This is a genomic window from Serratia sp. PL17 (assembly GCF_017832355.1).
GTDB lineage: Bacteria > Pseudomonadota > Gammaproteobacteria > Enterobacterales > Enterobacteriaceae > Serratia.
Map to the genome: position 1 here is coordinate 732,837 of NZ_JAFIBY010000001.1, position 26,236 is coordinate 759,072.

The 26,236-nt window shown below is 53.0% G+C and carries 36 protein-coding genes; 10 read left to right on the forward strand and 26 right to left on the reverse strand.

Features of this window, described 5'->3' with window-relative positions:
• Nucleotides 1-7 precede the first annotated feature (7 nt).
• The 15 genes from JOE25_RS03515 to JOE25_RS03580 all read right to left on the reverse strand — a co-directional run bounded on the left by JOE25_RS03515 (nt 8) and on the right by JOE25_RS03580 (nt 8,543).
• Nucleotides 8-601 (reverse strand): phage tail protein I, encoded by a 594-nt coding sequence (locus JOE25_RS03515; RefSeq protein WP_209632747.1) that lies wholly within the window; start codon nt 599-601, stop codon nt 8-10.
• The gene (locus tag JOE25_RS03520; RefSeq protein WP_209632748.1) at nt 594-1,493 is read right to left on the reverse strand and encodes a baseplate J/gp47 family protein; all 900 of its coding nucleotides are present in this window, start codon (nt 1,491-1,493) and stop codon (nt 594-596) included. Before JOE25_RS03520 ends, JOE25_RS03515 begins: the two co-directional genes overlap by 8 nt.
• Nucleotides 1,480-1,848, reverse strand: coding sequence for a GPW/gp25 family protein (locus JOE25_RS03525; protein WP_209632749.1), 369 nt, complete (start codon nt 1,846-1,848; stop codon nt 1,480-1,482). Before JOE25_RS03525 ends, JOE25_RS03520 begins: the two co-directional genes overlap by 14 nt.
• The gene (locus JOE25_RS03530) at nt 1,845-2,429 is read right to left on the reverse strand and encodes a phage baseplate assembly protein V (RefSeq protein ID WP_209632750.1); all 585 of its coding nucleotides are present in this window, start codon (nt 2,427-2,429) and stop codon (nt 1,845-1,847) included. The genes JOE25_RS03525 and JOE25_RS03530 overlap by 4 nt, the downstream gene beginning before the upstream one ends.
• A complete protein-coding gene (locus JOE25_RS03535) occupies nt 2,429-3,067 on the reverse strand; it encodes a phage virion morphogenesis protein (RefSeq protein WP_209632751.1) in 639 nt (212 codons plus the stop codon). Before JOE25_RS03535 ends, JOE25_RS03530 begins: the two co-directional genes overlap by 1 nt.
• Nucleotides 3,064-3,525 (reverse strand): phage tail protein, encoded by a 462-nt coding sequence (locus tag JOE25_RS03540; RefSeq protein WP_209632752.1) that lies wholly within the window; start codon nt 3,523-3,525, stop codon nt 3,064-3,066. Before JOE25_RS03540 ends, JOE25_RS03535 begins: the two co-directional genes overlap by 4 nt.
• Entirely contained in the window at nt 3,522-3,644 is a 123-nt protein-coding gene (locus tag JOE25_RS26660; RefSeq protein ID WP_260329157.1) for a hypothetical protein, read from the reverse strand. The genes JOE25_RS03540 and JOE25_RS26660 overlap by 4 nt, the downstream gene beginning before the upstream one ends.
• 22 nt (nt 3,645-3,666) lie before the next feature.
• Nucleotides 3,667-4,050, reverse strand: coding sequence for a DUF2570 domain-containing protein (locus tag JOE25_RS26535; protein WP_245209687.1), 384 nt, complete (start codon nt 4,048-4,050; stop codon nt 3,667-3,669).
• A complete protein-coding gene (locus JOE25_RS03550; RefSeq protein WP_209632754.1) occupies nt 4,047-4,598 on the reverse strand; it encodes a lysozyme in 552 nt (183 codons plus the stop codon). The genes JOE25_RS26535 and JOE25_RS03550 overlap by 4 nt, the downstream gene beginning before the upstream one ends.
• On the reverse strand, nt 4,595-4,876 hold the full coding sequence (locus JOE25_RS03555) for a hypothetical protein (RefSeq protein ID WP_209632755.1): 282 nt from the start codon (nt 4,874-4,876) through the stop codon (nt 4,595-4,597). The genes JOE25_RS03550 and JOE25_RS03555 overlap by 4 nt, the downstream gene beginning before the upstream one ends.
• A complete protein-coding gene (locus JOE25_RS03560) occupies nt 4,867-5,067 on the reverse strand; it encodes a tail protein X (RefSeq protein WP_209632756.1) in 201 nt (66 codons plus the stop codon). The genes JOE25_RS03555 and JOE25_RS03560 overlap by 10 nt, the downstream gene beginning before the upstream one ends.
• On the reverse strand, nt 5,067-5,564 hold the full coding sequence (locus JOE25_RS03565) for a head completion/stabilization protein (protein WP_209632757.1): 498 nt from the start codon (nt 5,562-5,564) through the stop codon (nt 5,067-5,069). Before JOE25_RS03565 ends, JOE25_RS03560 begins: the two co-directional genes overlap by 1 nt.
• Nucleotides 5,565-5,667: 103 nt before the next feature.
• Nucleotides 5,668-6,582 (reverse strand): phage terminase small subunit, encoded by a 915-nt coding sequence (gene gpM / locus JOE25_RS03570; RefSeq protein WP_209632758.1) that lies wholly within the window; start codon nt 6,580-6,582, stop codon nt 5,668-5,670.
• 44 nt (nt 6,583-6,626) lie between these two features.
• A complete protein-coding gene (locus JOE25_RS03575) occupies nt 6,627-7,673 on the reverse strand; it encodes a phage major capsid protein, P2 family (RefSeq protein ID WP_209632759.1) in 1,047 nt (348 codons plus the stop codon).
• Between the two features lie 36 nt (nt 7,674-7,709).
• Nucleotides 7,710-8,543, reverse strand: coding sequence for a GPO family capsid scaffolding protein (locus JOE25_RS03580; protein ID WP_209632760.1), 834 nt, complete (start codon nt 8,541-8,543; stop codon nt 7,710-7,712).
• A gap of 159 nt (nt 8,544-8,702) precedes the next feature.
• Here JOE25_RS03580 and JOE25_RS03585 point away from each other — a divergent pair, with 159 nt between their 5' ends.
• Together JOE25_RS03585 and JOE25_RS03590 are read left to right on the forward strand one after the other, a co-directional pair.
• A complete protein-coding gene (locus JOE25_RS03585; protein ID WP_209632761.1) occupies nt 8,703-10,424 on the forward strand; it encodes a terminase family protein in 1,722 nt (573 codons plus the stop codon).
• A 1-nt stretch (nt 10,425) separates the two neighbouring features.
• Nucleotides 10,426-11,481, forward strand: a complete 1,056-nt coding sequence (locus JOE25_RS03590) for a phage portal protein (RefSeq protein ID WP_209632762.1) — start codon at nt 10,426-10,428, stop codon at nt 11,479-11,481.
• A gap of 394 nt (nt 11,482-11,875) precedes the next feature.
• Here the strand turns inward: JOE25_RS03590 and JOE25_RS03595 are convergent, their stop codons facing one another.
• The 5 genes from JOE25_RS03595 to JOE25_RS03615 form a co-directional block, all read right to left on the reverse strand.
• Nucleotides 11,876-13,093 (reverse strand): Shedu anti-phage system protein SduA domain-containing protein, encoded by a 1,218-nt coding sequence (locus tag JOE25_RS03595; RefSeq protein ID WP_209632763.1) that lies wholly within the window; start codon nt 13,091-13,093, stop codon nt 11,876-11,878.
• Nucleotides 13,094-13,229: 136 nt separating this feature from the next.
• Nucleotides 13,230-15,842: a replication endonuclease gene (locus tag JOE25_RS03600; RefSeq protein WP_209632764.1), complete on the reverse strand. Its 2,613-nt coding sequence runs from the start codon at nt 15,840-15,842 to the stop codon at nt 13,230-13,232.
• A complete protein-coding gene (locus JOE25_RS03605; protein WP_209632765.1) occupies nt 15,839-16,705 on the reverse strand; it encodes a Dam family site-specific DNA-(adenine-N6)-methyltransferase in 867 nt (288 codons plus the stop codon). Before JOE25_RS03605 ends, JOE25_RS03600 begins: the two co-directional genes overlap by 4 nt.
• A complete protein-coding gene (locus JOE25_RS03610; RefSeq protein ID WP_209632766.1) occupies nt 16,702-16,926 on the reverse strand; it encodes a TraR/DksA family transcriptional regulator in 225 nt (74 codons plus the stop codon). Before JOE25_RS03610 ends, JOE25_RS03605 begins: the two co-directional genes overlap by 4 nt.
• Nucleotides 16,927-17,074: 148 nt before the next feature.
• Nucleotides 17,075-17,275 (reverse strand): hypothetical protein, encoded by a 201-nt coding sequence (locus tag JOE25_RS03615; protein ID WP_209632767.1) that lies wholly within the window; start codon nt 17,273-17,275, stop codon nt 17,075-17,077.
• 260 nt (nt 17,276-17,535) lie between these two features.
• Between JOE25_RS03615 and JOE25_RS03620 the strand changes: the two genes are divergently transcribed.
• Both JOE25_RS03620 and JOE25_RS03625 read left to right on the forward strand, forming a co-directional pair.
• Complete coding sequence (locus JOE25_RS03620; protein WP_209632768.1) at nt 17,536-17,694, forward strand: hypothetical protein; 159 nt, start codon at nt 17,536-17,538, stop codon at nt 17,692-17,694.
• Nucleotides 17,695-17,700: 6 nt separating this feature from the next.
• Nucleotides 17,701-18,171 carry a hypothetical protein gene (locus JOE25_RS03625; protein WP_072271152.1) on the forward strand — a complete coding sequence of 157 codons (471 nt, stop codon included), beginning with the start codon at nt 17,701-17,703 and terminating at the stop codon, nt 18,169-18,171.
• Nucleotides 18,172-18,262: 91 nt separating this feature from the next.
• Here the strand turns inward: JOE25_RS03625 and JOE25_RS03630 are convergent, their stop codons facing one another.
• The 3 genes from JOE25_RS03630 to JOE25_RS03640 are packed head-to-tail and all read right to left on the reverse strand — an operon-like array spanning nt 18,263 to nt 19,016.
• Nucleotides 18,263-18,526: a hypothetical protein gene (locus JOE25_RS03630; RefSeq protein ID WP_209632769.1), complete on the reverse strand. Its 264-nt coding sequence runs from the start codon at nt 18,524-18,526 to the stop codon at nt 18,263-18,265.
• Nucleotides 18,523-18,735, reverse strand: coding sequence for a DUF4761 family protein (locus tag JOE25_RS03635; protein ID WP_164098142.1), 213 nt, complete (start codon nt 18,733-18,735; stop codon nt 18,523-18,525). The genes JOE25_RS03630 and JOE25_RS03635 overlap by 4 nt, the downstream gene beginning before the upstream one ends.
• Nucleotides 18,736-18,746: 11 nt before the next feature.
• Complete coding sequence (locus tag JOE25_RS03640; protein WP_048233866.1) at nt 18,747-19,016, reverse strand: hypothetical protein; 270 nt, start codon at nt 19,014-19,016, stop codon at nt 18,747-18,749.
• A gap of 94 nt (nt 19,017-19,110) precedes the next feature.
• On the opposite strand from JOE25_RS03640, the gene JOE25_RS03645 reads away from it, so the two are divergent.
• From JOE25_RS03645 to JOE25_RS03665, 5 genes are all read left to right on the forward strand, one after another.
• Entirely contained in the window at nt 19,111-19,407 is a 297-nt protein-coding gene (locus JOE25_RS03645; protein ID WP_164268240.1) for a helix-turn-helix transcriptional regulator, read from the forward strand.
• Between the two features lie 64 nt (nt 19,408-19,471).
• Nucleotides 19,472-20,470, forward strand: a complete 999-nt coding sequence (locus tag JOE25_RS03650) for a tyrosine-type recombinase/integrase (protein WP_209632770.1) — start codon at nt 19,472-19,474, stop codon at nt 20,468-20,470.
• Nucleotides 20,463-20,711, forward strand: a complete 249-nt coding sequence (locus JOE25_RS03655; protein ID WP_209632771.1) for a hypothetical protein — start codon at nt 20,463-20,465, stop codon at nt 20,709-20,711. The genes JOE25_RS03650 and JOE25_RS03655 overlap by 8 nt, the downstream gene beginning before the upstream one ends.
• Nucleotides 20,712-21,017: 306 nt before the next feature.
• Complete coding sequence (locus JOE25_RS03660) at nt 21,018-21,773, forward strand: DUF2971 domain-containing protein (protein ID WP_209632772.1); 756 nt, start codon at nt 21,018-21,020, stop codon at nt 21,771-21,773.
• A gap of 178 nt (nt 21,774-21,951) precedes the next feature.
• Nucleotides 21,952-22,581: a hypothetical protein gene (locus JOE25_RS03665; RefSeq protein WP_209632773.1), complete on the forward strand. Its 630-nt coding sequence runs from the start codon at nt 21,952-21,954 to the stop codon at nt 22,579-22,581.
• A 265-nt stretch (nt 22,582-22,846) separates the two neighbouring features.
• On the opposite strand, the gene mntR is transcribed toward JOE25_RS03665, so the two are convergent.
• Nucleotides 22,847-23,317, reverse strand: a complete 471-nt coding sequence (gene mntR / locus JOE25_RS03670; RefSeq protein ID WP_209632774.1) for a manganese-binding transcriptional regulator MntR — start codon at nt 23,315-23,317, stop codon at nt 22,847-22,849.
• A 229-nt stretch (nt 23,318-23,546) separates the two neighbouring features.
• Between mntR and JOE25_RS03675 the strand changes: the two genes are divergently transcribed.
• Complete coding sequence (locus JOE25_RS03675) at nt 23,547-24,851, forward strand: Nramp family divalent metal transporter (RefSeq protein ID WP_209632775.1); 1,305 nt, start codon at nt 23,547-23,549, stop codon at nt 24,849-24,851.
• Nucleotides 24,852-24,922: 71 nt separating this feature from the next.
• Here JOE25_RS03675 and JOE25_RS03680 read toward each other — a convergent pair whose 3' ends face one another.
• Nucleotides 24,923-25,189, reverse strand: a complete 267-nt coding sequence (locus JOE25_RS03680) for a hypothetical protein (protein WP_209632776.1) — start codon at nt 25,187-25,189, stop codon at nt 24,923-24,925.
• Nucleotides 25,190-25,483: 294 nt separating this feature from the next.
• Nucleotides 25,484-26,230 (reverse strand): SDR family oxidoreductase, encoded by a 747-nt coding sequence (locus tag JOE25_RS03685; RefSeq protein ID WP_209632777.1) that lies wholly within the window; start codon nt 26,228-26,230, stop codon nt 25,484-25,486.
• Between the last annotated feature and the right edge of the window lie 6 nt (nt 26,231-26,236).

Genomic DNA, 26,236 nt, shown 5'->3' on the forward strand with positions numbered 1-26,236 from the left:
CTCTCTCTTAGTAATCGAAATTACCGTCATGAAATATCATTCCGTCATATATCGTGTTTATTTCTGGCGAATAATCCGGCGGATAAACAGTGATAATGTCGCCACACGTGTGGGCCGTACCGATATGGGCGATTCCGCTGGTTCGTGCTGTAATACTCATTTGCGACATATGGCGACTCACTGGTTTTGCATCGGCAACGAGGCGGTTTAATTCAGCCAGCGTTTTTTCGGTGATCCCCACCTCATTAACGTCCACGTCCAGGCTGAATGTTCCAGGCTGACCGTCGGTGTCAAACCATTCGGCGAACGTGGCGGAAAACCCCATGCTCTCGATAACGCGGCGAACTGCCGCCCTGGTACCCTTGCGCCGATGCAGCCAATATGATCGCTGTATTGCCTCAATCTTCTTTGCCGCCGGCCAGTTCTTATCCCAGCGATCGACCGATAGCGCCCAGGCCAGATAAGGCAGCACATCCACCGGACTTTCGGTTGGCGTCCAGAGTGTGCGCAGCGCAACGGTGATCGCCGACAGCCGCGCAGTGACGGTTTCGCTGTGGCGCATCCAGTCGCTGGCTGACGGCGGAAGCAGGGTGTTACTCATCTGTTCCGCCGTTCTCTACCGCATAGCCGACGTTGCGTGCTGCCTGTATGTCGGAGATCGGTAGGTCAGCAGTTGGCGAGCGCAATATCACGCGCTGCACCCCTTGCACATGCAGCGAGGCGGAAATCGCTGAACGAGCCACATCCCGGCCGATCTTCTTGTCGTTAGCGGTAAGGAAGGCACGCAGCGACGCCATGGCGGCGTTGATGATGGGTTCTGACTCTGGGCCTGGATACAAAAACAGTTCAGCATCAATCAAATAGTCGACGATATCCGCACTGCGCACCGTTACGCGGTCGCCCAGCGGGCGTACTTCTTCGTCGTTGACGGCGGCCGTTACCGCTGCCAGCAGCTGCGGCGAGGCCGTACCGTCGCCATCGGTCGACAGGATGGCGATCACTACGTCCGCCGGCGCCGGACTGGTCGCCCTGGCATCGGCAACTTTACCGCTGGCGCTACGGGCAAAATATTCATAGGCGGCTGACGGCCCGGCGACGCTCATCCCCTCAAATGCCGATTGTGCACGTAGACGCAGCGCCTCATCACTTTCCATTACTGCGTCGGCGGTATCCGTTTCGAGGGTGATCGTCAGGCGTTTGGTGTCCAGGTTAGCGGCCAGATTGTCCAGATCTGTACCTTCGGCATGGCTTAGCATGCAGGCGGCGGCGCCCTCGTTGATGCGGCGGCGTAATAACAATTCACGGTAGGCCATTGCCTGCGCGATCACATTCAACGGTTCGGATTCCAGCGACAGGGCCGCGACGACCGATGCTTGCTGCTCAGCAGGGAAGGCGGCAACCATGACCGCCTTCACGTCGATAAGGATCGTCTCGAAATCGAGTTCCTCGATAATTTCAGGCGATGGCAGCTGTGACAGGTCAATCGTTGGCATCGTTGATACTCCTTAGCGTGACCGTGCCGGTGCTCTTTTCCATGTTCTCCGTCAGCAGGCCAGACATTTCGGCGGTGACGGCACCTGTCGGCGAATAGGTGACGTTGACGGTGTTCAGCGCTAAGCGTGGCTCCCAGGCTGCCAGTGCGATCACCACCGCGCTCATCAATTGCAGTCGAGTGACGTCATTCTGCGGGGCGTCAAGTAGATCAGGCACCAGTGAGCCATAATTGCGGCGCATCAGGCGTGAACCGATGGGGGTCAGCAAAATGTCATTCGCAGACTGCCAGACGTGATCCTCATCGGTCAGCGTGCCGGTGCCGGCAGCATTCATGCCGCGATATTTCTCGGTCATCGGGTGCCCTCCGTCCAACTTCCGCCACGTTCAACAGCGCCGTGATTATGATCGTCGACCTGCACGCCGTTAGAAGTGAAGGTGCCGCCGCTGTGGCTGAAGTTGCCGCGCATCTCGCCGCCTTCGGTAACGTCAAACTGTCGGGTCTTCAGCAACTGGGTACATTCAACGATCGGCGAATCAAGCGTTATCTTGACCTCGGCCGCTACTTTGGCCGTCTTGATACCGCTGACATCCAGCGCGCCGGCGTCCGCGTCATAGCGAAACTTTGCGCCATCCGGTGCAGTGATCACCATTTCATTTCGGGAGTTACCGGGAGCGGGGTGATCGTTGCTGTACAGGCTGCCGCCGATGATGGCCGTTTCCGGGTTACCGCCGATGCAGACCAGCCAGACCTGCTCACCGATGGACGGTGGCACCCAGATGCTGAAAGCGCCAGCGCGCTGTGCGTTCCAGCGCAGCCAGGTGGTATCCAGTTCGCCACTGGTAACGCGTACCCGCCAGGTGTCCTCGTCGATCTCGGCTACCACGCCGAAGCGGATCACGTTTTCCAGCAGGCGGATTAACTCGGCGATACCCACTATTTTACCCCCAGCGAGTCAATGACCGAACGGGCGATCGCCATGCGGTCGACCTTGGTCAGTCCCAGCAGTTCACGCCGCGGGTAGGTCGCCACCGCCCCGGATTTGTTCACCCGGTCGCGCAGGCCGTACTGGTGCGTGCGGGCAATACGGGCGGCAACACCGGTATAGCCCACCGTTGCGCCACCGGCATCGGCGCGCGCCTTCAAGAACCGGGCAGTACGCAGGCGCCGAAACATTGGGTCAGCCTTGGTGGTGTCTTTGCGGGTCCGATTAAAGTTGATATCGAGATAACGCTCGATATCCTCACGATAAAATGAGCGAATAGCACCGCGGCCCTCATCGAACCCGGTCAACATGCGGCCTCGACTGCCTTTTGTGGCTCGCCAGTTTCTGAGCCGGCGCGTTTCACCGTTCCAGATGAAGCCGATCCCCGCCTGGGAGTGCAGTACTTTGCGTCGGCGTTTCTCGAATTTCGAGCCGTCTGGGTTTTCCTGCCGTGCGATGCGGCGTGACTGGCTTTGGCGCAGCATGCGGCCCACCTCGCGCGCCGTGCGCAGACGGCCGGCGGGTGACATTCCGCCGAGAATGTCGGCGAACACCTGATCCAACTGGTGAAACATCGCAGCATCCGTCATGGCACTAACTCCCCACCTTGCTCAGGATCAAAGACCATTTGCCAATCTCCGCCGCCGAAGCGCGGCTTGCTTTCAGCCAGGTGCTGTGCAACAGGCTTGCCGTTCTCGATGGTCACCATGACGCGCTCCCAGACCGGCACTTTCAGCAGAATATCGGCGCTGTCGTCGCTCACGATATCGGCGTCGAATTCAATTTTTTTGTTGCTGTCCGGGTTCAGCAGCAGGTCGGGCTGGTTTTCCCACACCCAGGCCAGTAGCGGCAGCATCAGGTCATCCAACTGGCCGGGGAAGTCCATTGCCAGCACCTGAATGGGATACAGGTACATAAACGAGCTTTCCCCGGTGGCCTGGATCTCGATATGGCCTTTTTCCACCCACACGGTGAACTGTTCAGGATTGGCCTTGCACCATTGGTTACTGGCGATCAGCGCGTCGCGTAGCAATTCGGCTTTTTTCACTTGATCCCCCTGGCAATGCGCCTCAATTCCAATTCACGTATGGCTGCCTTGTCGGCGTTACAGCTGTCCAGTGCATCCAGCAGCGCATCAGACCACGGCGCAAGGCTGCCGTAAGTCATGGGTGACGGTGCTGCAGGTGCATCAGTGTTTGCTGTCCGGCTTGCCGGCAAAGGCTCCTGAATAATCTGCGGTGCGGACTTCGGCGGCGCGCTTTTGCAGGCTGCCAGCGACAGCAGCAGGCACAAGAGTAGTGGCGCACGTCTCGCCGGCCAGCGCGGTCTTGATGGTTTCACGTCGTTGCTCTCCGGTTGCGCCTCGCTTCTCGCTCAGCTTTTTCATGACCGCCTCGATATCACTGACGTCCGCGCGCAAGGCGCGAACCTCGGCCAGTACATCACCGGCTTGATTAAGGGCGCGCTCTGCATCGGCCCGGCCTTGCTCGGCCAACTCCCGTTGATGCTTTTGCCAGCCCAGACCGGCCAACGACGCCAGAAACAGCAGAATTAATATCGCTACTGTCTTCATTTGGCGGCCTTTAGTGCGGGGTCTGACAAGCACCAGGCTTTAAACTCTTCGCGGCGATTCACCAGCCCCTGAAGGCGCTTGCCGCCGGAATTCACAAAATCGGTCAGCCGGTCGCATACACCGGGCCAGTTCGCGGCTTGTGCGTATTTCCACAGAGTGGTGCGCTGCTTTTTGCCCTGACGATCGGTAAACCAACTGATCCCGGTGCAGCCGACGTTAAAGCTGACGTCGGTCAAGGCATCAAAAACAAACTGCGGGGCGGCGGCACCGTTCAAATTGCTGTTGATGCACTTTTCCGCCCGTACCAGGTCATTCACCCAGCGTTCGGCGATCTCTGCCTCCTGGTACTCGCGATTTTCTACGCGGGTCGTTGAACCCATGCCGATCGTGAGCACACCGGCGGGGCAGTAGTAGGGCGTTTTGCGGCAGTCCTCGTACTTCGCCATTTTCAACTGCGCCGCCTGGCTGGTGCGTACCTTCTCGGGCCACAGCGCACCGGCCAGAGCGATGACAGCGCCAACGCTGCAGGCGATAACACGTTTTTTCATCGGGTGCCCCCTTTCAGCGAGGTGATGAGTTCCTTCACTTCCTTCCGGTTCTCGGCGTCACTGCGCACCGCGGTGATCAACTGTGCCAGTAAGGCGTTGGTCGTTTCCTGCGTGCGGGCAACGCGACGGCGATGGATCTCGCCCAACGCGGCAGCGATCAGACCAATGACCAGCCCACCGGCCGCGAGCCATTCGCGCTGTGTCATCACACCGACACCCATTAGCAGGGTCGACCAGGTGTAGATAATCCAATTCCAGATACGGTCGATCACGTCCATAGCTGCACAGCCTCCTGTTGTGCTGACCGGTCGATCTCCGGCAACTCGACCACCTGGCCGGCGGTCAGGAATATCTGGCCGGCAATCCCTGGATTGGCAGCCAGTACGGCTTCGGTTACGCCCTGCGTGGTGCCGTAATGGCGCTGGCACAGTAAATCCAGCGTGTCGCCCTGCATTGCTCGCACTTTCACTAGAATGCCTCCGCGTAATTGCGCACTTCGTCGCGAATATCGGCGATAGCCCAGCGCGCATCGCGCCACAGATCAGCAGCCTGCAGGGTAAGTCCGGCGGCGTGTTTTTCGCCGGCGTCGCCGGTAGTGTCAACGTCGCGGTAATTCTCAATCAGATACGCGCGGGTGAGGCTGTACACCGCACGGCGATAACGGAATACCTTGATGCTTTCGCCATTGATTTCATCGGATGGAACGGCCGCCAGTGACGCATAGCCGGCTTTTAGCTGGACGGCTTGCCAGCGGGTCAACTGGCCGATCACATGGGCCACACCCTCGATCACGGCGTGCTTCAATCGGGTGGTGGTCACCGCGCCGTTGATGCGCATTTCCATGCGCACGGCTCTGAGTGTGATCTCAGGCCAGAAATGGCCGGCGGTGACCTTCTCGCCGTTATCATCGGTATCTGGCACATCGTCAGCGGCGGGGGTGACGGTACGCCCGGCAACAAGGCTCATGGCCCAATCTCCTCAAAAGGTGGCGGTGAGCGAGTGGAGAAAAGCACGCGCCAGGCACGGCAGATCTCCACCCGCGCCGCCAGCGCACGGGGCGCAAGTCGTTTTATTCAGTGGTTGGCGTCTTGGTTTTCTTTACTGGCGCCTTACCGGTTGTCTTCTTAGCTGGCGCTTTGCTCGGGGCGCGGCGTTGTCTGCTGGGTTTCGTGGCCACCGCAGTCGGTTCTGACGATGCTGCAGCGTCGGTACCTGGCACGGCGCTGGTATTACCATCGCCTGTTGCTGCATGAGTATCAGCGCCAGTTGTGTCAGTACCTTCAGCATTGCTTTCCCCTTCGCCGGCGGTTGCCAGACTGGCTTTTTTAACCAATCGCGCCAGGCGTTCGATCTCTTTTTTCACACCGGCGCCGGCGTCCAACTTAATCGCCTGGCGCAATAAACCCAGCGCGATAGCCTGGTCGGCTTCGGTGCCGCTGCGCAGTGCGAAACCGCGAACCTTGAACAGCTTGGCAAGCACCTGATCCGGCATATCCTTGCCCTCGACAATCTGTGCAAGGTCATCCAGCACTGACAGGTAAGGGGTCAGGTCTGCGGTTTCGTCGGCCTTCACCTGCACCAGAATGGGATCGCAAAGCTCTTCTACCAGTGCGGTGGCCGCAGTACGGCGGAAACGGTCAGGCATCGCGAGGTTGTGCGCGATGACATAGCGGCCAATGCGTACAGCAAGCGGATAATCAGCCGTATCAATTGCCCAAATCATGAGGGTGACGATCACTTCATCCTGGCGGCCGCTGTCACCCTCAAGGGTGCCGTCGATCCAGCCTTCGTAATGCGGCAGTAATTGCTTTTTCATCGCCGCTTTCGCCTGGTCAGACTGCACTTTTCTCAGTGCACTCTGATCCATACGCAGACGGTGAAGAATTTGTTCGTGCGCGGTGCGGGCGGCATCCGTATGTTCTTCGGTCTTGCCGTGGCGTTCCGCCATGACGCGTTGAAAATGTTTTTGTGCCGGTGTCAGCATTATCCTGTCCCCGAAGTGGGGCGGGCAGGTGCCCGCCCGGGTGATTAACCGCCGCTCGCAGGTTGCGCGAAGGTGATGCCGTCGATAAAGGCCACATTGCCGTAGTCCTCAATAACGAAATCGTCATTTGATGACTGGTAGGTCGCGACGCGGTTGTACTCCGGTTCTTCTTTGATGGTGCGACGCAGACCACCGCGCTGGTAATAGATCGACAGGTTTTTAAACGGTGTGATCAGGATGCCGTTGACCGGGAAGAACGGCGCAATGAAGGTGGGCATGTTCCCGACGCGCTCCTGCGCCACGATCAACTGACCGGCCAGCATTTCGGTGTTCGGGTTGGTCTGGCTCATGGCGTTGATTGCCGGGAAGTTGCTGGTTGTCAGCAGGTCGCCGGCCAGGATCACCACGTTATCCGGGTTACGCTTGTGCCATTCATCCATCAGGCTGTTTTTGGCGTCATAGACCGCGGCGGATACGTTGCCGTAAGTGCCTTTGGTGATGATCTTATTGTCCTCATCGCGTGAGGTGACCGTGATATCAGAAATCACGCGGTGCGGCGCTTCCCTGCGGATCTTCTCAAGGAAACCGATGCCGCAATCCTGCAACAGTGGGTTGGCTGCGCGGTCTGACGGGTCGACGTAACTGGTGCCGTTGAAACCGATCATGATGCGGTCAAGCGACATCTGGCGTGCCATCGCCGAGCTGATCAGCGGCTGGAAGTTCGGCTGATGTGCCCAGGCGTCCAACTGTTCGTAGCTGATGCCGTAGTCATAGTTGACCTTGCGGCACATGTAGTTGAACGGCTCCATTTTGTCGTTGGCGACAGGATTACGGCGGGCGCTCGTGCTGTTGCTCACCCCGGCCAGTGGGCCTTTGCTGCCGATAAGCACTTTCTGCCCGATCTGCTGGGTGACGCCGAACATATTAATTTTGCTCAGGAAGGAATCACTTTCCTGCGCTGCAGCTTCCAGTTTCTGCTGTACCGTTGGGTCAACAGCAAACTTTGCGGCGACAGCTGCCGGCGATACGCGGTTTAGCTGTGCCTGCCGGGCAACGTACTGATCAAACAGCTCGCGGGTAATATTTTCCATGCTCTATTTCTCTCGTTGTGATTATCAGTCGTTGGCTCAGTAGTCAGCCAGCTGAGCGTTGTTGCCACCACTGGCAGGCGGGCGTCGGCTGTAGTTGCCGTCCGTGCCTTCAACCTTCTGCTGCAGTGCAGCAAGGTCAGAGGTCAGCTTCTCTATAGCCTGTTTGTTGCTGGCTGCCGTTTGCTCGGCGCTGCTGAACTGGTCGGACAGATCGGCCTGGGATTGCGCCACCACCTCTACCGCCTGATGCACCTGACTGAAACGCTCGTCGTCGGTTTTCTTACCCTTGCCGAGGATGCCCATGACGCGGTTAAACCATTGCTTCCCTTCTTCACCACGCTGAGCGTTGAGTTCGATCACTTCCGCCTCAATGGCTTCGGTGAACATCGGCGGTTCTGCCTGCTGATTGTTGAAAGCCATCACCTGTGCGCGCTGCTGCGCTGCAAACTTCAGGCGCTCAGTGCCGAGGCTTGCCGGGGTGTCGGTCATCGCCAGCCCCACTACATAGGCTTTGCCGTTGAGAGCAAATTGCGGCGCCAACTCAATACTGGAGTAGACCTTTTGCCCCTTATCGGTCATCTGCACCATGCGATCAGAGGCTTCAATCTCTGCATAAAGCGCGGTGCGCCCGGCCAGCGCTCCTTCGGAAATGTCTTCGGTACTGAGTGCCGCTACATCCCCCATCGCACCAAAATCGCTACCTGGATAGGGCGATAGATAGTGCTCAATGTTGACGCGTGCGCCATATACCGCCGGGTCGTAACTTGCTGCCGCGTCGCGAAGGTGCTGCGGTTGAATTTCGCGGCCATCAACGGTGTTTCCGGAGACGGCAACACGGAATTTCTTACGTGGTTTTGCTGTGCCTGCCATGTTCGTTTACTCGCTCGGTTTCTGAGTTCCCGGTGATGATGGCAGGGCGCCCGGCTCCCTCTCAACGCGTTGTTGTTGTCGGAGAACGCTGACAGCCGGCACCGCAAGAAAGCCCCCACGCGCGCGGGTTAACCTCCCCGGCAGGACATGGGGGAGACTATGACGGTTCAGGAAACATTCACCCGACATCGGGCACGGCAGCTTTACTGGCAGGGGTATCCGCCGGCTGAAATCGCACGCCTGATGGGCATCAATCAAAACACGGTCTATGCCTGGAAGAAGCGCGACGAATGGGATGAAACGCCACCGATACAGCGTGTCACCACCTCGCTCGATGCACGCCTGGTGCAACTGACCGGCAAGGACAAAAAGAGCGGCGGTGACTTCAAGGAAATTGACCTGTTGACGCGCCAGCTGAAGAAACTGGACAACGGCACGCCGGCCACGCAGCCGAAGAAGAAGGTGCGCAAGAAACAAAACTTCTTCTCTGAAGCGCAGATCGCGCAGCTGCGTGAAAACATTCTGGGTTCGCTGCATTGGCACCAGCGAGGCTGGTATGACAACCATCATCACCGCAACCGTATGGTGCTCAAAAGCCGTCAGGTGGGGGCAACCTGGTACTTTGCCCGCGAAGCACTGGTGCGGGCACTCTCCGATGATGTGAAGTACAAGCACCAGCTCAACCAGATATTTCTGTCAGCCAGTCGCCGGCAGGCGTACCAGTTCCGCGGTTTTATCCGTTCTGCAGCAGCGGAAGTCGACGTCGAATTAAAAGGCGGCGACATGATCCAGCTTGCCAATGGCGCGGAGCTGCACTTTCTCGGCACATCCGCTGCGACGGCGCAGTCGTACACCGGCAACCTGTTCTTTGATGAGTTCTTCTGGGTGGGCCAGTTTGCCAACCTGAAGAAGGTGGCCGGCGCCATGGCGACGTTGAAAGGGCTGACGCGTACCTACTTTTCCACGCCTTCGGCGGAAAGCCATGAGGCTTACCCGTTCTGGACGGGGGAGGCATTCAACAAGGGGCGTGCAAGCGGTAAGCGTGTGGAGTTCGACACGTCCTGGAAGACGCTAAATAGCGGCCTGATGTGCCCGGATAAAATATGGCGCCAGATTGTGACCCTGCAGGACGCTATCGATCACGGCTGGGATTTGACGGATATCGATGAAATCCGCGAAGAGAACAGCCCTGAAGAGTACGACAACCTGTACGGCTGCCAGTTTATCCGCAACGGTGAGGCCGCCTTTGACTACAACATGCTGCTGACCTGTGGCGCCGACGGTTATGACGACTGGCTTGACTGGAAACCCTACGCCATGCGGCCCATGGCCGATCGCGCGGTATGGATTGGTTATGACCCCAACGGCGCCAGCGGGAAAGGGGACAGCGGCGGTATTTCTGTTAATGCGGTGCCGTTGGTCAGCGGCGGCAAGTTCCGCACCATCGAAACGCAACGTATCCGGGGCATGGAGTTCGAGGCGCAGGCCAATCTAATCATTGGCATGCTGGATCGCTACAACGTGCAACATATCGGCATTGATGGGCAAGGGATCGGTGAGGCTGTCTGGCAACTGGTCAAGAAGCGGTTTCCGGCGGCGGTCTGTTACCAGTTCAACCCGGCCAGCAAGCGCATGCTGGTACTGAAGATGCAACAGATAGTCCGTGGTGGTCGTTGGGAGTATGACCGCGGTGAGTATGACCTGATCACTGCCTTTAACGCCGTGCGTAAAGTGGTCACCCCCGGTGGGGTAATCACCTATGACACTGACCGCAGTCGCGGCGTGAGCCATGGCGACCTGGCCTGGGCGACCATGCTCGCAATCATTAACGAACCGCTGGGACAAGATGGCGGCAGCAACATGACGGTTATGGAGTATTAACGTGAGCAAAAGAAAATCACCACTGACGCGCCAACAGCCCGCAGCAGAAACGCAGACGGATCTGGCAGCCGAGCTGCAAAAAGTCCCTGGCCTGAGTACCTTCTCGTTTGATGGCCCCTGGCCAGTATCATCGTCCTATGATCTGCTGGACTCGATGTATTGTGCCGACAACGGCCGCTACTACGATACGCCGATCAGCTGGTACGGACTGGCCCGACAGTTCGGCCATGCTAGCTGGCATCAGTCGGCGCTGATCTTCAAACGCAATGTGCTGTCCGGTTGCTTCATCCCGCACAAGCTGCTGTCGCGTCAGGCGTTCTCGGCCTTCGCCATGGATTGGGTGGTGTTCGGCAACGCTTATCTGGAGTTGCGCCGCAATGTGCTCGGTGGGCCGCTGGCGCTGCATCACACGTTGGCGAAATACACCCGGCGTGGCTCCGACCTGGATACCTACTGGTTTATCCAGGCGGGTCTGGATGATTACCAGTTTCCGACTGGCGCCGTCTGCCATGTGATCAACCCGGACATTCACCAGGAGATCTACGGCATGCCGGAGTACTTCGCCGGCCTGCTGTCCGCTAACCTGTCTCACTCGGCTGACACTTTCCGCAAGCTGTACTACGACAACGGCAGCCATGCCGGTTGCATCGTCTACGTCAACAGCGCTATCGCTGACCAGGAAAGCCTGGACAAGCTAAAGAAGACACTGACCGACACGCGGCGGGGTGGAGCATTCAAAAACATCCTGCTGCACGCGCCAAACGGCGGCAAGGACTCGGTGCAGATCCTGCCGTTCAGCCAGATCTCGGCCAAGGATGAGTTTCTGGGCGTTAAAAGCGCTACGCGTGACGATATCCTCGCCGCTCACCGCGTACCGCCGCAGCTGATGGGCGCCATGCCGGAAGGTAACGGCACGTTTGGTGATGTGGAGAAGGCGGCGAGAGTGTTCGCCATCAACGAGCTGACGCCGATCATGGAAGCCATGAAGCATGTCAACGACTGGATGGGGGAGGAGGTGATCCGCTTCAACCCGTATGCGTTGCTGAACGCAGACTAACCCCATCGCTGCAGCATGGCCGCCGCCGTCTACGGTGGCCACCTCCCTATTGTTCGACCTCATTCCATCCGATCTAACGCTGGCATTCACAGCATCAATCTTTTTGCCGTCACCAGCCGCGCTATGTGGCCCTCTGGCGTGCTCGTAACGTATCACAGCGTCTACGCACCATCACAGTGCGCGCTTCACAGCGGCCCGCTCATGAAGCACATAGCCCCCTCCCCATGACCCAACGCGCGCGCTTACTCCCCCGCCTCGCCTGCGCGCCTCACACCCTCTTTTTTGTGCAAAATCCAAAGTGGCTCGAAGCCGCATCAGTACTGGCGCAGGTTCGCAATGGGGAAGGTCTAATTATTGTGCAAAACTGTGCACGCTTTTGCATTGCATTATTGGATTAATTTGATATGGTTTCGTTGGTAATATTCGCTAAAAACATAGATATTATTGAGTCATAATCAATGACTAAGAGGTCAGGTCTGCCTCGTAATGCTTGTTTCACTTCTTCATCGTTAGTATTTTCCATATTCCCAACTATTAGTATCTTTACTGGGTTGTTGGTTCTTACTCCATATTTTTCTTCGGCATGTTTCGCGTTTTCTTCAAACGTAAAATATTCCGCATAATTATCTAGTTGGGCTATCCCTTCGTTTACAGCGTCAATAAATCTTCTTCTGCGACGTTCTCCTTTTGTTAGATTCTGCTTATTGACTAATCCTTTTTTTAAATCACATATATCGTAAAAACCATCTTTTCTTTGAAGAAGAAAATCTGGGTTAATTGATTTGTCAGTATTATCAGGTGTTTTTTCTATCCAATTCAAAGTTGGTTCATATATTGACCTGGTGTGCCCAAGAGTGTTTAAGATAATGTCTTTATTTTCGTTAAGATAATCACCAATTGTAGTTTCATGTATTTCATTTCTTAGTATCATATTGTGCAGGTATGATATTTTTATACCTTTAAGATCTATGTCTTTGTTTATTTTTTGAATGCCAAGGATGGGATCTCCATCACTTGGGAATTCTAGGTATTCACTCAGGCTTTGCTGTAGTTCGTCTTCTGTTATTTCATTTCCGAATATTAGCATTTCATATATGTGTCGTGCTCTTAAAATGCTGTCTCTACATGTAACTATCACCGTGTTTGATAATCTTGCTGTTAAGAAATCATCATTAAATGAAAATGTGTTTTGTACATCTCGGTTTCCAAATATCTTTGTTTTGAACTTTTCTGTTATAGGGAATCTTTCTAATTCCTCTTCATTTGATTCATCGACGTTTGCGATAAATATATTTATCAGTCCACTTCCTTTTCTTGCGAATTTAAATTTGGCATTGGAGTTTTCAATTTTTTCATAATAACTAACCAATTTTTCAAAACTTAATTTAGAATATTTTTTTATTTTTAATGGGAAAGTTTTTTCAGATGCCCCGACTAATTCAACTGAGAATGCCTCGTCAGTTTTTGCGCATAAAATAGTGGTTGGGTAGAAAATTCCACCACGGCTTCCGTCTTCTGCGGCTAAATATCCATTATTATCAGCATCTCTGACATTTTTAAAATGCTGGTCTAATGCTCTTTTACATATAATTGCGAATCTTTCAATTTCCATTCATCGTTACCCCGGTGACAGTATATATGGTGCGTGGAAATATTCATGTTGGCAGAAAGAATCAAGCAATGGAAGTTTTATATGAGCAATGCTAGTGTTTTACGTGCAATTTTAATTATAATTATTCGGTGTGTTATTACTTATTAATATATGCATAATTAACACGATAGTGGTTGACGGTTTTCTTGCGGAGATTTTGGAATGCTTGCTTAAATCGTGAAATTAGCTCACTGGAAGTTTTCTCATTTGTATGTAACACCTGATACAACACACCATCCAGCCCGGCACGGTAACACTTGTCTCCGATATTGACGGTTTCTCCCAAAACCAGACGGCGTAGTGCTGCGCGACTGATATTGATCCCAAGTGTGTAAGCGTAGTCATCCAGCTTTTCGATCAGTTCGTTATGCCGCGGCGACAGTGCGCGTTCTCCCTGTGTGGGTTGCCGGTTTTGCGGCCTATCGCTTAGTGTTTTCTGGCCCGGGTTTCTCAACCGCTTCAGTAACTCGCGCCGTTCCTTGTATCCCAATAACTTAAAATTGACGCTTTGGGGCTCTTCATGTGTGGCAATTCCCGCCCCTGAACTGTTCGGATATTGTTCAATGGGACAGTTATTGCCACTAGTCCAAGGGGCGGAAGGGCCGCCCTGACGGTCAAGGTCAACCCCGACGCGATCGCCGCCTATGGCGTCGGTCGCTACGTTCGGGGCGTTGCTATCGGTCTTGCGTACCATTTTCCAATCACCGACATGGGTGCAGATACGGGAGTTAGTGCCCAGGCGCGGTGACCAGATGCCATAAATTTGCGTGCAGTGATCGCCGTAATCGTTTGGTGTTTCTGATGAGGTGTAAGCGGTGCGGACAATGTGGTACTTGCGCGGGATCAGTACACCACCTTGCTTGCTGATGTATGTGGCGAAACAACCGGCATCGGCAGCAGATAACACATCGTCAACGGCTTTGTCGTTGATACGCGGGGTCTTACGTCCGGTCACGCCCTTGCGCGACATCTGCCCGGCGAGCAACCGCAGTTCGCGGTAAGCCTGGCGGGAAGGAATGCCAAAAAAGCGGAACTGTTGCACGCGGTGAAGCGATGCCCAGGCGGTGACGTTCTCCACCGTATCTTTAAGGGATTTACCCGTTTCTTTGCTGACGGTATCTTTCAGCCCGCGACCGTCGATATTCTTGCTGACGTACTTGGCTATATAGCTGGTCGGGCTGCCTTTGCTTTTGGTGATAAGCTCAACGTCAAAGCGCGGTTTGATGTTTTTACCCAGGCCCGACCCAAGCTCAGCTCTATCTATACGAATGGCGAAATTTCGCATGATAGAGGTGATCTTCTTGCGGTCCTTTTTGCGCATGAAGCAAAGCAGGTGCCAGTGGACTGTGCCGTCGTGGTGGGGTTCGGCTACGCGAAGGCCATACCAGCGTAAACTCTGACGGTGCAATGCCTTGCGGATACTGGCAAAAAGATTTACCAGGTAATCACTGGTTTCACGCGGGGTGGTGTGATTCCACTTCGGATTGGGCATGCCACTCGATAGGGTCGCGTGATATTTCGATGGGCACGTGATCGTATAGAAAACAGCACAATCACCGCGTATTTCCGCCAACTGCTCCAGCCCTTTGGCGCACGCCATCATTTCGTTGCGGCGATGCTTTGGATTGCTGTTGCTGGCGGTGATCACGTCTTCCATGGACAGGGTGACACCATCTTCGTTGACCAGCTCATGCGCCTTGAAAAATTCCATTGCTTTGCGGCGCTGCTCGCGCTTGTGCACCAGGGCATCCTGGCTGATGTAAACGGAAGAATGCTTGTGTACCAGGCAAACGGCGCGAAGTTGCGCTTCACGCCATTCGCAGCGCAGGTGCCATAATTTGCGATACCACCAATTTGCGCAGCGAAGACGGGCCAGTGCGCCGGGGATCAGATGGTAGGGGATTTCTGCCCTACGGGTGCCTTCATGCAGCAAGACATGATATGCGGGCGGTTGTACAGAAAGCCTGGCCGCTTCATTGGCAACCAGACGATAGAGATGCAATAAATCGTCCTGCAGAACATTGTCTTCATCAATGACGATCTCGGCATACAGCTCGATGAATCGCATATCCATATACGCGGCGACCTTCACGGCCAGCCCTTTAACGTCATCTTGCAGCAGCTCCGGCAGATCTAGCAGGGCGTCCATGCCTTCGTGACGGGCCATATACCTATAACCAATAGTTTGCTGGCGGTTACGTACCGCCTCCAACCGTGCCAATTCGCTTTTGACGATATCACGCAAAAACGTATTGGCCCGATCGTCGCCATGCTCCCGGCGAAGGTAATCAACCCGTTGCTGCAGCGGTTGCCGGATAAACTTTGGCTGAGCACTCAGGTCAGCCTGCGCGGCCAGCGCCAGATCAAGTCGCTGCATTTCCTTAGCCAGTTTGACCTGGCTAAGGCGTTTATCCTGCATAAAGTCGCGCAGCTCTGGATCGCGCTCTTCGGTATTAAAGAATTTACTCCAAGCTGCCTCGGCCACGGCTTTTTCGTGTTCGGCAAGGTGGCGGCGTTCGTGAGCGTAAAGCGCGATGATGGCGGATAGTGATTGCGGGTCTGGTGTTTGTTGGGATGTCTCATTCAGACGAGGGTTAACTGCTGGGCGCGGTGCGTTCCAGGAGAAGGAAAGATTTGAAGCAACCGCACCGCTGCCCGGATAGGGTAGCGGCGGGGATGGCTGGCGTCGTCCGTGTGCGTTATTCGTCACTCGGAGTTACCTGTCCCTATCTTTTGATACCAGCCGATACCGGTATCTTGTGATCTCATGGTTGCGATGATCTCGCCAGCGTTTGCACGGCTGGCAGCTTTAGCGCTGACCGACCGGCGGGCAGTGAGCGTGGTGATAGCAAAATCGGAGTACAGCGCCTTGGCTGTGTCTGTCTCGCTGTTCGACGCTACGACGTGGCGGCCGCGTTTAGCGGCGATGCGCAGCATGCGGGCCAGCTTTTGCTGCTGCTCATTGGTAAAGCCGTCGGTGTGATAATTGGTGAAGTTGGCGGTGGCGCTGGCTGGGATGTAAGGCGGATCGCAATAAATCACGTCGCCGGCCTGGGCCATCCTAATCGCTTCCGGGAAGGTACAGCACAGGAAAATCGCTTTCTTTGCCTGCGCCTTTTCCGCGAAGGCTCTGATCTCGTCCTCTGGAAAGTAGGGCGCCTTTCGATGACCGAACGGCGAATTAAACTCGCCGCTCAGGTTATAACGGCAAACACCGTTGAAGGTGTGGCGGTTCAGGTAAAGGAACTGCGCTGCACGGTAGATGAAATTGCTATCACAGCGCAGATTGAAGTCAGCGCGCACGCCGTAATAGCCCTCCTGATCCTGGTGTGCGTTGAACAGATGGCGCGCTTCGCGGATCAGCACCTCAGGATGGTTTTTGGCGACGTTGTGGAAGTTGATCAGATCGCTGTTGATATCGCACAGCAGATAACTGTCATAGTCGGTATTGAGGAATACCGCACCGGAGCCGACGAACGGCTCAACCAGCCGTTTTCCTTCCGGCAGATGTTGGCGCAGTGTGTCGATGATACGGGCTTTGCTGCCGAGCCATTTAAGGGCGGGCTTGTTCATGGGTTACCTCTGATATGTCGTGCTTTGGCTTCATGGATTTCCTGGCAGGTAACGCAGCGCGTTACGCCATGAACGAGAGCGTGGCGTGCTTCTGGTATCGGTGCATCGCAGGTTTCGCAAGTGAACGCAGAAGGCCCACATGGCTGTGGACGAGCGCTGGCGATTTGAGACTCAAGAACCAGTTGATGCCGCTCCTGAGCTATGTCGATTTGATCGGCCATTGTTGTTCCTAGTCGTAATTGCGCTGTTCTGGCGGCAAACACTGCCGATTGAATGCACGGCAAAATTTGCAATAGCGGTAGATAACCCAGCCAACCAATCCCACGGAGATAACTGCCCAAACAGCAGCGAGTGAGAAGAAGAACGCCATCATTGCGTTGTCTCCGGCTTGGTTTTGTTGGAGGAGGGGCGGCGAAGGTTTATCCAGTCTTTCAGCGCACTGAATACCTGGTCGCGGGAGGCTTTATCTGCCGCAAGGCGGTCAAGTTTGCTCTCTAACAGCTCGAGTAATTGCAACCGTTCAGAACTGCGTGCATTCATAAATGCTGTGTGTAATTCGTCATCGTGCATAATCCCTCCTGAATTTAGGGTGTGAGAATCCCGCCACCTTGAAGCGACATTTTGTAGAGAACGTTATTTTTATATTCCAGTGAGCACGCTAAGTACTCACTGGAATATATGCCGGTTTTTAACCATGCCGGCTCATGGGAAGGGCAATCTATTTATCTGCTCTATTGCAGCCCATGCTTTTATAAGGACGCGACCAGATTTCAGTGATTGCCCTGAATGCTCCGGGATTACGCGCCCGGCCGCGTTGTGGTATCTTCGCCATGCCCACCACGTTCTGGCAGGAACATGGGCATGACAACCACCCACCACAAGAAGGAGCCTCTATGGGCGACAACGACAATTCGCAATCTCGCGATAAATCCGATGACTTCCACGTGTTGCATAAACCTGAGCCACCGGAGGATGATGACGAGGAGTAAATATTTATGGCACAACAACCGACTGAATATGCTTTGCGTTTCCGCATTTGGTACAGCTATTGGCTGGAGGTGATGACAGAAACCATTAACCGCAGAATTGATCTTACGGCTAATGCTGTGATGCTTATTCTTGGCGCTGGTATTTTTGCTAACAGTGGGCTCAGTCAGTTGTTTGGCGCTATAGTTGCAATTATTAGTGGTATTCGAGTTGCCTTTCAGCATGGAAAGAAATCCGAAGCTGCGCGTCAGCAGGCTAAGCGATATCTTTCGCTTATTAACGAAATGCATAACCTCAGTGTTGATGAGATGAATGCGCGCGTTAATATGCTCGAAGAGTTTGACAGTAATGCTCTCTCCAGCCTTTTTAACCCGGCAAGAAATCGAGCTATGATTTCGCTTGGTAAAAAGAAGCATCATGAAAAACTCTCCATTGTTGAACGTCTCGTTTCTGCTCTTGCTGGCGGCGTACCGCGTTAAACCTTTCCCCATTTGAGAGCGCACCCCGTGACGCCAGTCACCCACCGTTAATGGAAGGGATGCACTCTCAGATGGGCCGGGTTAACCCGGCTCATGCAGATAATCTAGGTTGCGGAATATCACCGTTATTGCAGCGCATGATCAAACGATCGATAACTGCGGCTGCAGGGCCATCGCCAGCGGCTTCTGCGGTGCTCAGTAAACCGGTCAGGCCAATACACAGGCGGAAAGCGTAATCGTTCAGTGATACCTGGCGAACCTCTGGCGCGGCGGCGGTCGCCATCTGCAAGTTGGCCGTTTTGGTGTGGTAGTGCTGCAGGAGCTCCTCAATGAGGATCTTGTAAGGCTGTTTCATTTTCTTCCCCGAGCTTTGACCATGTTGTCGACTGTGCGCATGGCTTCCGCCAATGCGAAATCACGACCGAAATAATCCCCGTTGCTCATCAGCTGGTAGGCCGTGCGGTTCGTTTCGCTATGGCGTGGGCACTTATGGATAGTGAACCCGCGGTAGACGAACGTGTGCTTCGAGAGCTGGATTAGGGCACGCGGCTGAATCTCCGTCATGAGCGACCTCCTCAAGAGCCCATATGCGCGACAAACTTCTCCGCGTGACGTTTGGCATTCAGGTAGATGGCGTAAAGATTGACCCGGCGCTTGGCGCCTGGACGAGCTTGTAAAATTGGTAGGGCGCCGGTGTCTGCCTGAGTGCGGATCGTCTGCGGATTCTTACCAATGCGGCGCGCGTAGTCAGAGATAGATTCCTCTAGCAGGTCACCGAATGGGTAATCTGCAGGTAATTGATTTTCCCTCACTCCAATCACCTTTTTTTGTCGGTTTTTGTTCATAGTGATACCCTTTAAGATCACGCAATTTTCGTTGTTTTAGGGTGCTTGTAAGTACCTTGAAACTGATTATGGGGTACTCATGAGCACCGTGTCAATGTCAGTTGGCGAAAAAATCAGAGCCATTAGGGAATCAGAGAAACTAACGAGGGATGAATTTGGTGCTGCTTTAGACATTCCGGTTGGTACGTTAAAGCGATACGAAACAAATCGAATAGGCACTATTGGCGGCGATGTGTTGATGAAAATCACCCAGCATGTTCAGTTCAAAAAATACACGATGTGGCTGATGACAGGGGATGTCGCGCCGGAAATCGGACAGATCTCTCCTGCTCTCTCCCCTGATGGGCACGACAGCACATCCAACCACCAAAAAGGCCAGAAGGCTGGTTAACTGCTTGGCGTATAAAGAATTCGTGGGGTAAAGGTGGGATTTGTGCTGAAAGGAGTCTCTGGGGATGAGCATTAAGTCTCTTGGCGCTGACGGTTACATGGTGGATGTGCGACCACAAGGTAGAGACGGGAAGCGCGTTCGCAAAAAGTTTAAGACGAAATCTGAAGCGCAGCAGTACGAGCGTTGGATTATCGCGACGCAGAACAACAAAGAGTGGCTTGATAAGCCTGCTGATCATCGACCATTAACCGACCTGATCGACCTGTGGTGGAGCCATCATGGCCAGCATTTGAAAGATGGAGTGAAGAGGGCGCAGAAATTGCGTGTCATGGCGAAGAAAATGGGGCTACCCAAAGCGAGCCAGATCACTCGCACTTTCTTCGCCGACTACCGGGCGCTGCGGTTTGCTGAAGGCAAGAAGGCCAAAACGGTCAACCTTGACCAAGAAATGCTGGGTGGCGTGTTCTCCGTTCTCATCGAACTGGGGCATTACCACGGCGAGCACCCGCTCAAGGCCATGAAGAAAATGAAGCTGCCGGCGCAGGAAATGGGCTTTCTTACCCAGGCAGAGATCGCCGTACTGCAGGCACGGCTCGATGGCGATCACCTGAAAGCTGTCCGTCTTTGCCTGGCGACGGGCGCCCGCTGGGGTGAAGTGGTGAAGCTACGGAAGGAGGAGGTGATCGGCAACAAGGTCACCTACCTGAACACCAAGAACAATAAGAACCGAACGGTGCCGATCTCGCCCGAACTCTGCAAAGAAATTACCAACGGCGTGAAGTCGGGACAGTTGTTCAAGGATCTGAATTATCCCTATGTCCGGCTATGCGTGAAGGAAGTCGCCCCTGGCCTGCCGGCGGGGCAAGCAGTGCATGTGCTGCGGCATACGTTCGCCAGTCATTTCATGATGAACGGCGGCAATATTCTGGCACTACAGCGGATTTTAGGACACTCAAGTATTTTACAAACAATGGTTTATGCGCACTTTGCGCCGGACTACCTGGAAGATGCGGTGAGATTTAACCCACTTGTAAACGTAAAGGCGAGCGTTACCCATGCCTGATAATATTGAAGTGCCTAAAGAAGGCTTGTATGTATCCACAACTCCGGATGGAGAACGTTTGGTTGTTGTTGATGTAAACGTGGTACAGGATGACGATGATGAAGAAGGGGATGAAATCTTTTTCTTGGTAACATTCGTTAATGAAGGTGATGAGAACGATATGTCAGCGCCAAGCTGGGAATTCGACTCCACTGAATGGCGGGAACATGTTGCGAGAGAGAAACTAGAATTTGTTGGCTAAGGCGTATTAACTCAGAGTTGAGCTGACACATACCCTAGTAGCACACAACCAAATCCGATAGTTCGCTCTGAGCTAGAAGCGGGCGTTCGCAAAGAATCACTTACATCGCTATGTATTGTTCAGCGAAAAGCGCGGCAGATTAGATCCACAGATTTCCTCTCTACTCTGGTACTTCACTGTGAAATTTCCCCTTGTTTCATAGCAGTGGTATCCTGTTGCAGGGCATTTCTGCTTCACTAGACGACTCTGATGTTGTTCGGACCAAGTTTGAATATTGTGATTCAGATTAAATGGATAGATACGAAAATGTTATATAAATATGTTGGGAACAATGATGTTGAAAAGGTTATAGATTATTTAAAGTGCTTTGTTGAACATGGCACTATATTTGCGAGTCGGCCTGTTTCTTTTAATGATCCGGCTGAATTTAAGATAATATTTGATTTTAATGCCAAAGTTGAAGTTATAAAAGAAAAGTATTTTTTAGATAACCAGAACCATTCAGATGTCGATTTTAAGAAATGGAATGACAGTTTTGATGAACAAGCTAAATGGTACATGGGATATTCAACTAGAGAAGAATATCTCACTCACAATGGCACGATCTGTTTAACAAGGGATAGTGATAATTATCTTATGTGGTCACATTATGCCCATTCTCATACAGGGTTCTGCATTGGGTTTGATGACCGCATCGTTAGTTGTATTGATGATTGTGCCGTTTTTGGTGACGTCAACTATACCAATTCGATTCCAAAATTCAATTACTTCACTGAGGATTTAGTGAAGTTTTCAAAAGCAATGTTCCTCCATAAAGGGTTGTCATGGGCCTATGAAAAAGAATTTAGAATTATTACGAATGAATGGGGCCCAAAGAACTTTGATAAAACATTAATTAAAGAAATAGTGATAGGCTGTCGAGCGCCAACAGAGCTTCATGATTTTGTTTGTGAATTAATTGGTGCTGGTATTAAGGTGAGTAAAATGAGGCTATCCCACGACACTTACTCTTTGAAAAAAACTCCATTGAAGAAAGGTTTTTATTTTCAAGGAGACGCTTAAAAGCGATGCGTTTATTCCCACAAATTAACACAAGCAAAGTTAGCTATATCCTTTTTGGTATTTATCAATAAGAACGAGGAGAGGGCTACTCAGATGAGCGAATGGGGGGCATTTCTTCCATTGTGATACAGTGAAAACATAATCGATTCATAACCGATGTATAAAAAGGCGAATATTCATGGCTCGTACTTATCCAACAGAATGGAAAAAGTTTTGCAGAACAATAAGCACACCCATTGGCTTTAATTATTACACCAAAAATATTAAAAAAAATGTCTCTTTAGGTGATTTCAATATGTTTTCGGCTAGGTATTCTTTGGCAAAAGACTTCATTGGTATAGATATTCAAAATGCTACTATGAAAACCAAGCTTGGTTATGAGGCATTAATGAATGCTCTACTTGTTTGGAGTGTTGTGGAGTATTACTATATAATATTTAAAACACAATCCAATTCACATTATGATCTTTTGACATATAATAAAAGTGAACTAACTGCCATTAGAAATAAAATTAATGCAATTGGATTTGACGTGGAAAAATTCTATAAATTCACAAAATTGCATTGTGACTCTAAGCATACACTCAATATAGATGAGTTCTTAAATAATCGCGATTATAATCCCGTAATGCTCTTATCAGCTATTCGCCACGTATTTTCCCATGGGAAATTAACCGCTAACGTGAGTAATGTTAAGTCTGCATCAGTAAACTCAATCGTCAATATCCTAAAGACATGTATTTTAAGTAAAATAGACGATGACTTTTCATCGATAGTTAAATCCCATCCGAATTATTTAATCGCATAGTATTGATTAAGAAGATTGCAATACTTTGATTAAGTGATTATGGCTGATTTTTAGCATTACGTAATTTCAATTAACTTATCGCTCTGAATGCTCGATAAGGTCCTACCTGGCATAGAGCATGATCCACAAATTGCCCCAAACGTCCACGCAGCATCCATTTTAAGCACGCAGTTACAGACATCTAACTCACTGATATTACTGTAACTGCTTGTTTTTGTTAGTGCTGAAATGGCGGCGAAAGCCTCCCTTTTTTATGGGTGCGGATTTACTTTGCTGCGTGCTTTTGCAAAAACTGTTCAAACACCGCCAGGGTGTCGCTAGAAATGTGATGCTCAATCCCTTCGCTGTCCAGCTCGGCGGTTTCATTCGGTACACCAAGACATACCAGCAGGTCGACGACAATCCGGTGGCGACGGCGTACCTTCTGTGCCAGCTGCTCGCCTTCTTCCGTCAGAAAAACCCCCCGATAAGGGCGTGACTCGACTAATCCAGCGCTTTTGAGCCGGGCGATGTTCTTGATCGCCGTCGGGTGCGAAACGCCGAAGCGTTTGGCGATGTCGGTGGTTCTGGCTTCGCGGGTGGTCATCAACAAGTCGGCAATCAGCTCGACATAATCCTCTATCAGCGCATTGGATTGCGCCTCACGAGCGCGGGTGAAGCGCAGGGCATGTTCAGCCTCGTCCGGCATTTCAGCCACCACGGGGCGTTCGGCGTCATCTGGTGCGCTTGTAGCCATATTCTGAGACGTCCTTTAAACGTTAAACCAGTAAGTTGCAGGTTACTGCAGTTCCGCCATACGTTAGTCCAAAGGCGACGCATTATCAATTCGGCGGGCGTATTCGCTGATAATAAGAAATATTTGTACACAAAGGCAGTGAATCTTCCATTTTGCATAAAGTGTAGCCGATGCTACATTGCAGTGAGTGTTGGGTGAAAAATAACCAGAAAAAGATTGAGGGTAAACCATGCGTGATGCGGCAACCACCACATCGTTAACCGAACGAACCAATACGGCGATTGGTAACGCACTTGCCGGGCGCAAGCGTGGAGCATTCACGCCGCTACTGTTCGCTGGGCCTGCTGTGATTGCCTCTATTGCCTATATGGATCCCGGTAATTTTGCCACCAATATTCAGGCGGGTTCGAAATACGGCTATAGCCTGTTATGGGTGGTGGTGATGGCTAACCTGATTGCCATGCTGTTTCAGGCGCTCTCGGCCAAGCTGGGTATTGTCACCAACCGTAATCTGGCAGAGATGTGCCGCGATCAATTCTCACGTCCGGTGGTGATCGGTATGTGGCTGCTCAGTGAAGTGGCCGCGATGGCCACCGATCTGGCGGAGTTCCTCGGCGGGGCTATCGCGCTTGCCTTGCTGTTTCATATGCCGTTGTTGCCGGGAATGGCGGTGACAGCGGTTATCACCTATGCATTGCTGATGGTCGAGAAAAAAGGTTTTCGCCCGGTAGAACTGATGATTGGCGGTCTGGTCGCGGTGATTGCACTGTGTTATTTGGTTGAAATGTTTATTGTGCCGGTGGACTGGGCGGCAGCCGGTATTGGTATGGTAACGCCGCAGTTGCCGGATGCGCAGGCATTGACTATTGCCGTCGGTATTATCGGTGCCACGGTGATGCCGCACGCTATTTTTCTGCACTCGGGCTTAACCCAGCACCGTGCGCCTGCCAGCGACAGTGGCGAACGGCGCAAATTGCTGCGCTTTTCGAATATTGAAGTGGTGATTGCACTGTCGATCGCGGGGCTGGTGAATATCGCTATGGTCATTATGGCCTCCAGCGCTTTCCATGCCGGTAATAGCGACGTGGCAGAGATAGGAACGGCTTACCATACATTGACCCCATTGTTTGGCGCTGCCGCGGCTGGCATCTTCCTGATGTCGTTGATTGCCTCCGGCATTTCCAGCTCGGTGGTGGGTACCATGGCGGGTCAAATGATCATGCAGGGGTTTGTGGGCTTTAGGATCCCTGTCTGGGTACGCCGTATGGTAACCATGATCCCGGCCTTCATTGTGGTGGCATTAGGCGTGAATGCGACAGACGCGCTGGTTTACAGCCAGGTGGTGCTGAGCCTGGCGTTGCCGGCACCGATGATTGCGTTGGTGATGTTTACCCGTCGCCGCGACATTATGGGCGAGTTTGTTAATAGCCGCCTGACCAGCCTGGTGTCGGTCATAGGTACAGTGATTATTCTCCTGCTCAACCTGGTTCTGCTGTTGCAGACGTTTGGTGTCGCCATCCCCGGTCTGGGGTGATCGATAAGCCGTGCAGCTTATGCTGTCACGGCTTGCCGCCTTTCTTTATCACGCTATCTCCCAGTGTGGCGTTATTTGGACGTTGGGTTTTGGCCATTGGTCAGTGCTTTCTCGTCGTTAGAAATACTGCCGCTATTTGCGGCCCATACGCCTTCCTGGGTTTTGGTGACCTTCTGATGTGCTGCATTCAGGTTCTGACCTACGGCGGCAATGTGATTGGATTCAACACCGCCGGTGTTTTCCCCCCAGGGAATGGTCTGATCATTGGCTTGAGCGATGCCGCCCAGCGCCAGGGGCATCAGCAGTAGCATGGCATTAATCAGGTATTTTACTCTCATCGTCTCAGTCTCCACTTTGTGCTCTGCACCTGACTGGCGGATGCATGGCACTATCAGGAACAAAAGTAAGAGGGTGAGGGATAGCTAGTGTCAGTCGGTTTTTGGCTGGCGAAAGGGATCCACAATACGCCCTGTTTAATCAGTGTAGGCAGCGCCGCCAGCCAGGGTGACAGCGCGAGTGTAAGCAGGATCCGTAATTGCTTTCGGGGTATGTTTGGTTGTTTCAAGTGAAATAATTAGCAAGAAAGCATTTGTGTTAATGGGCGATCCCCCCCGAATGTTCGCATGACGTAATTACAAATTTCCCACGCCACCGTCGATCAACAATTCACTGCCGACCATAAAGGCGGACTCATCGGATGCGAGGAACACTGCCGCCTTTGCCAATTCCAGCGACGTGCCCATACGACCGATGGGTACCAATTGGCGGATCTCGTCACGTAATGCCTGTTCATCGGCATCCTTCAGGCCGAGCTTACCCAGTGCCGGCGTTTCTGTTGGACCGGGGCTGAGGCCATTGACCCGAATGCCGCGTGGGTGCAGTTCACCGGAGAGGGTTCTGGCCAGCGACAGCAGACCAGCCTTGCTGGCGGCATAGACGTTACTTAACGGCAGGCCGATATGCGCACTGACCGAGCCGCACAGAATAATTGACGCGGGGTTAGCCAACTGCGGCAACAACGACTGGATCAGAAAGAAGGGCCCTTTAAGGTTAATGTCCATCACCCGTTGATAACTCTGTTCATCCCATTCTTGCAGAGGATGGTGGGTGACGTCGCCTGCATTGATGTACAGCACATCGAGGCGTGGCCAGTGGTTGGCCAATTGCTGCGCTAAAACCCGCTGCTGCTCAATATCTCCTGCATCACTACGCAACAGCAGTACCTTGCCCAGCGCTTTTCCTGCTGCCTCTAGGCTGTTCTGGTTGCGTCCGGTGATCGCTACGGTGGCGCCTTCAGCGATAAACTGACGCGCAGTTTCCAAACCAATGCCGCTGGTACCCCCGGTGATCAATGCGTACTTGCCTTTAAGTCGTGACATAACGTA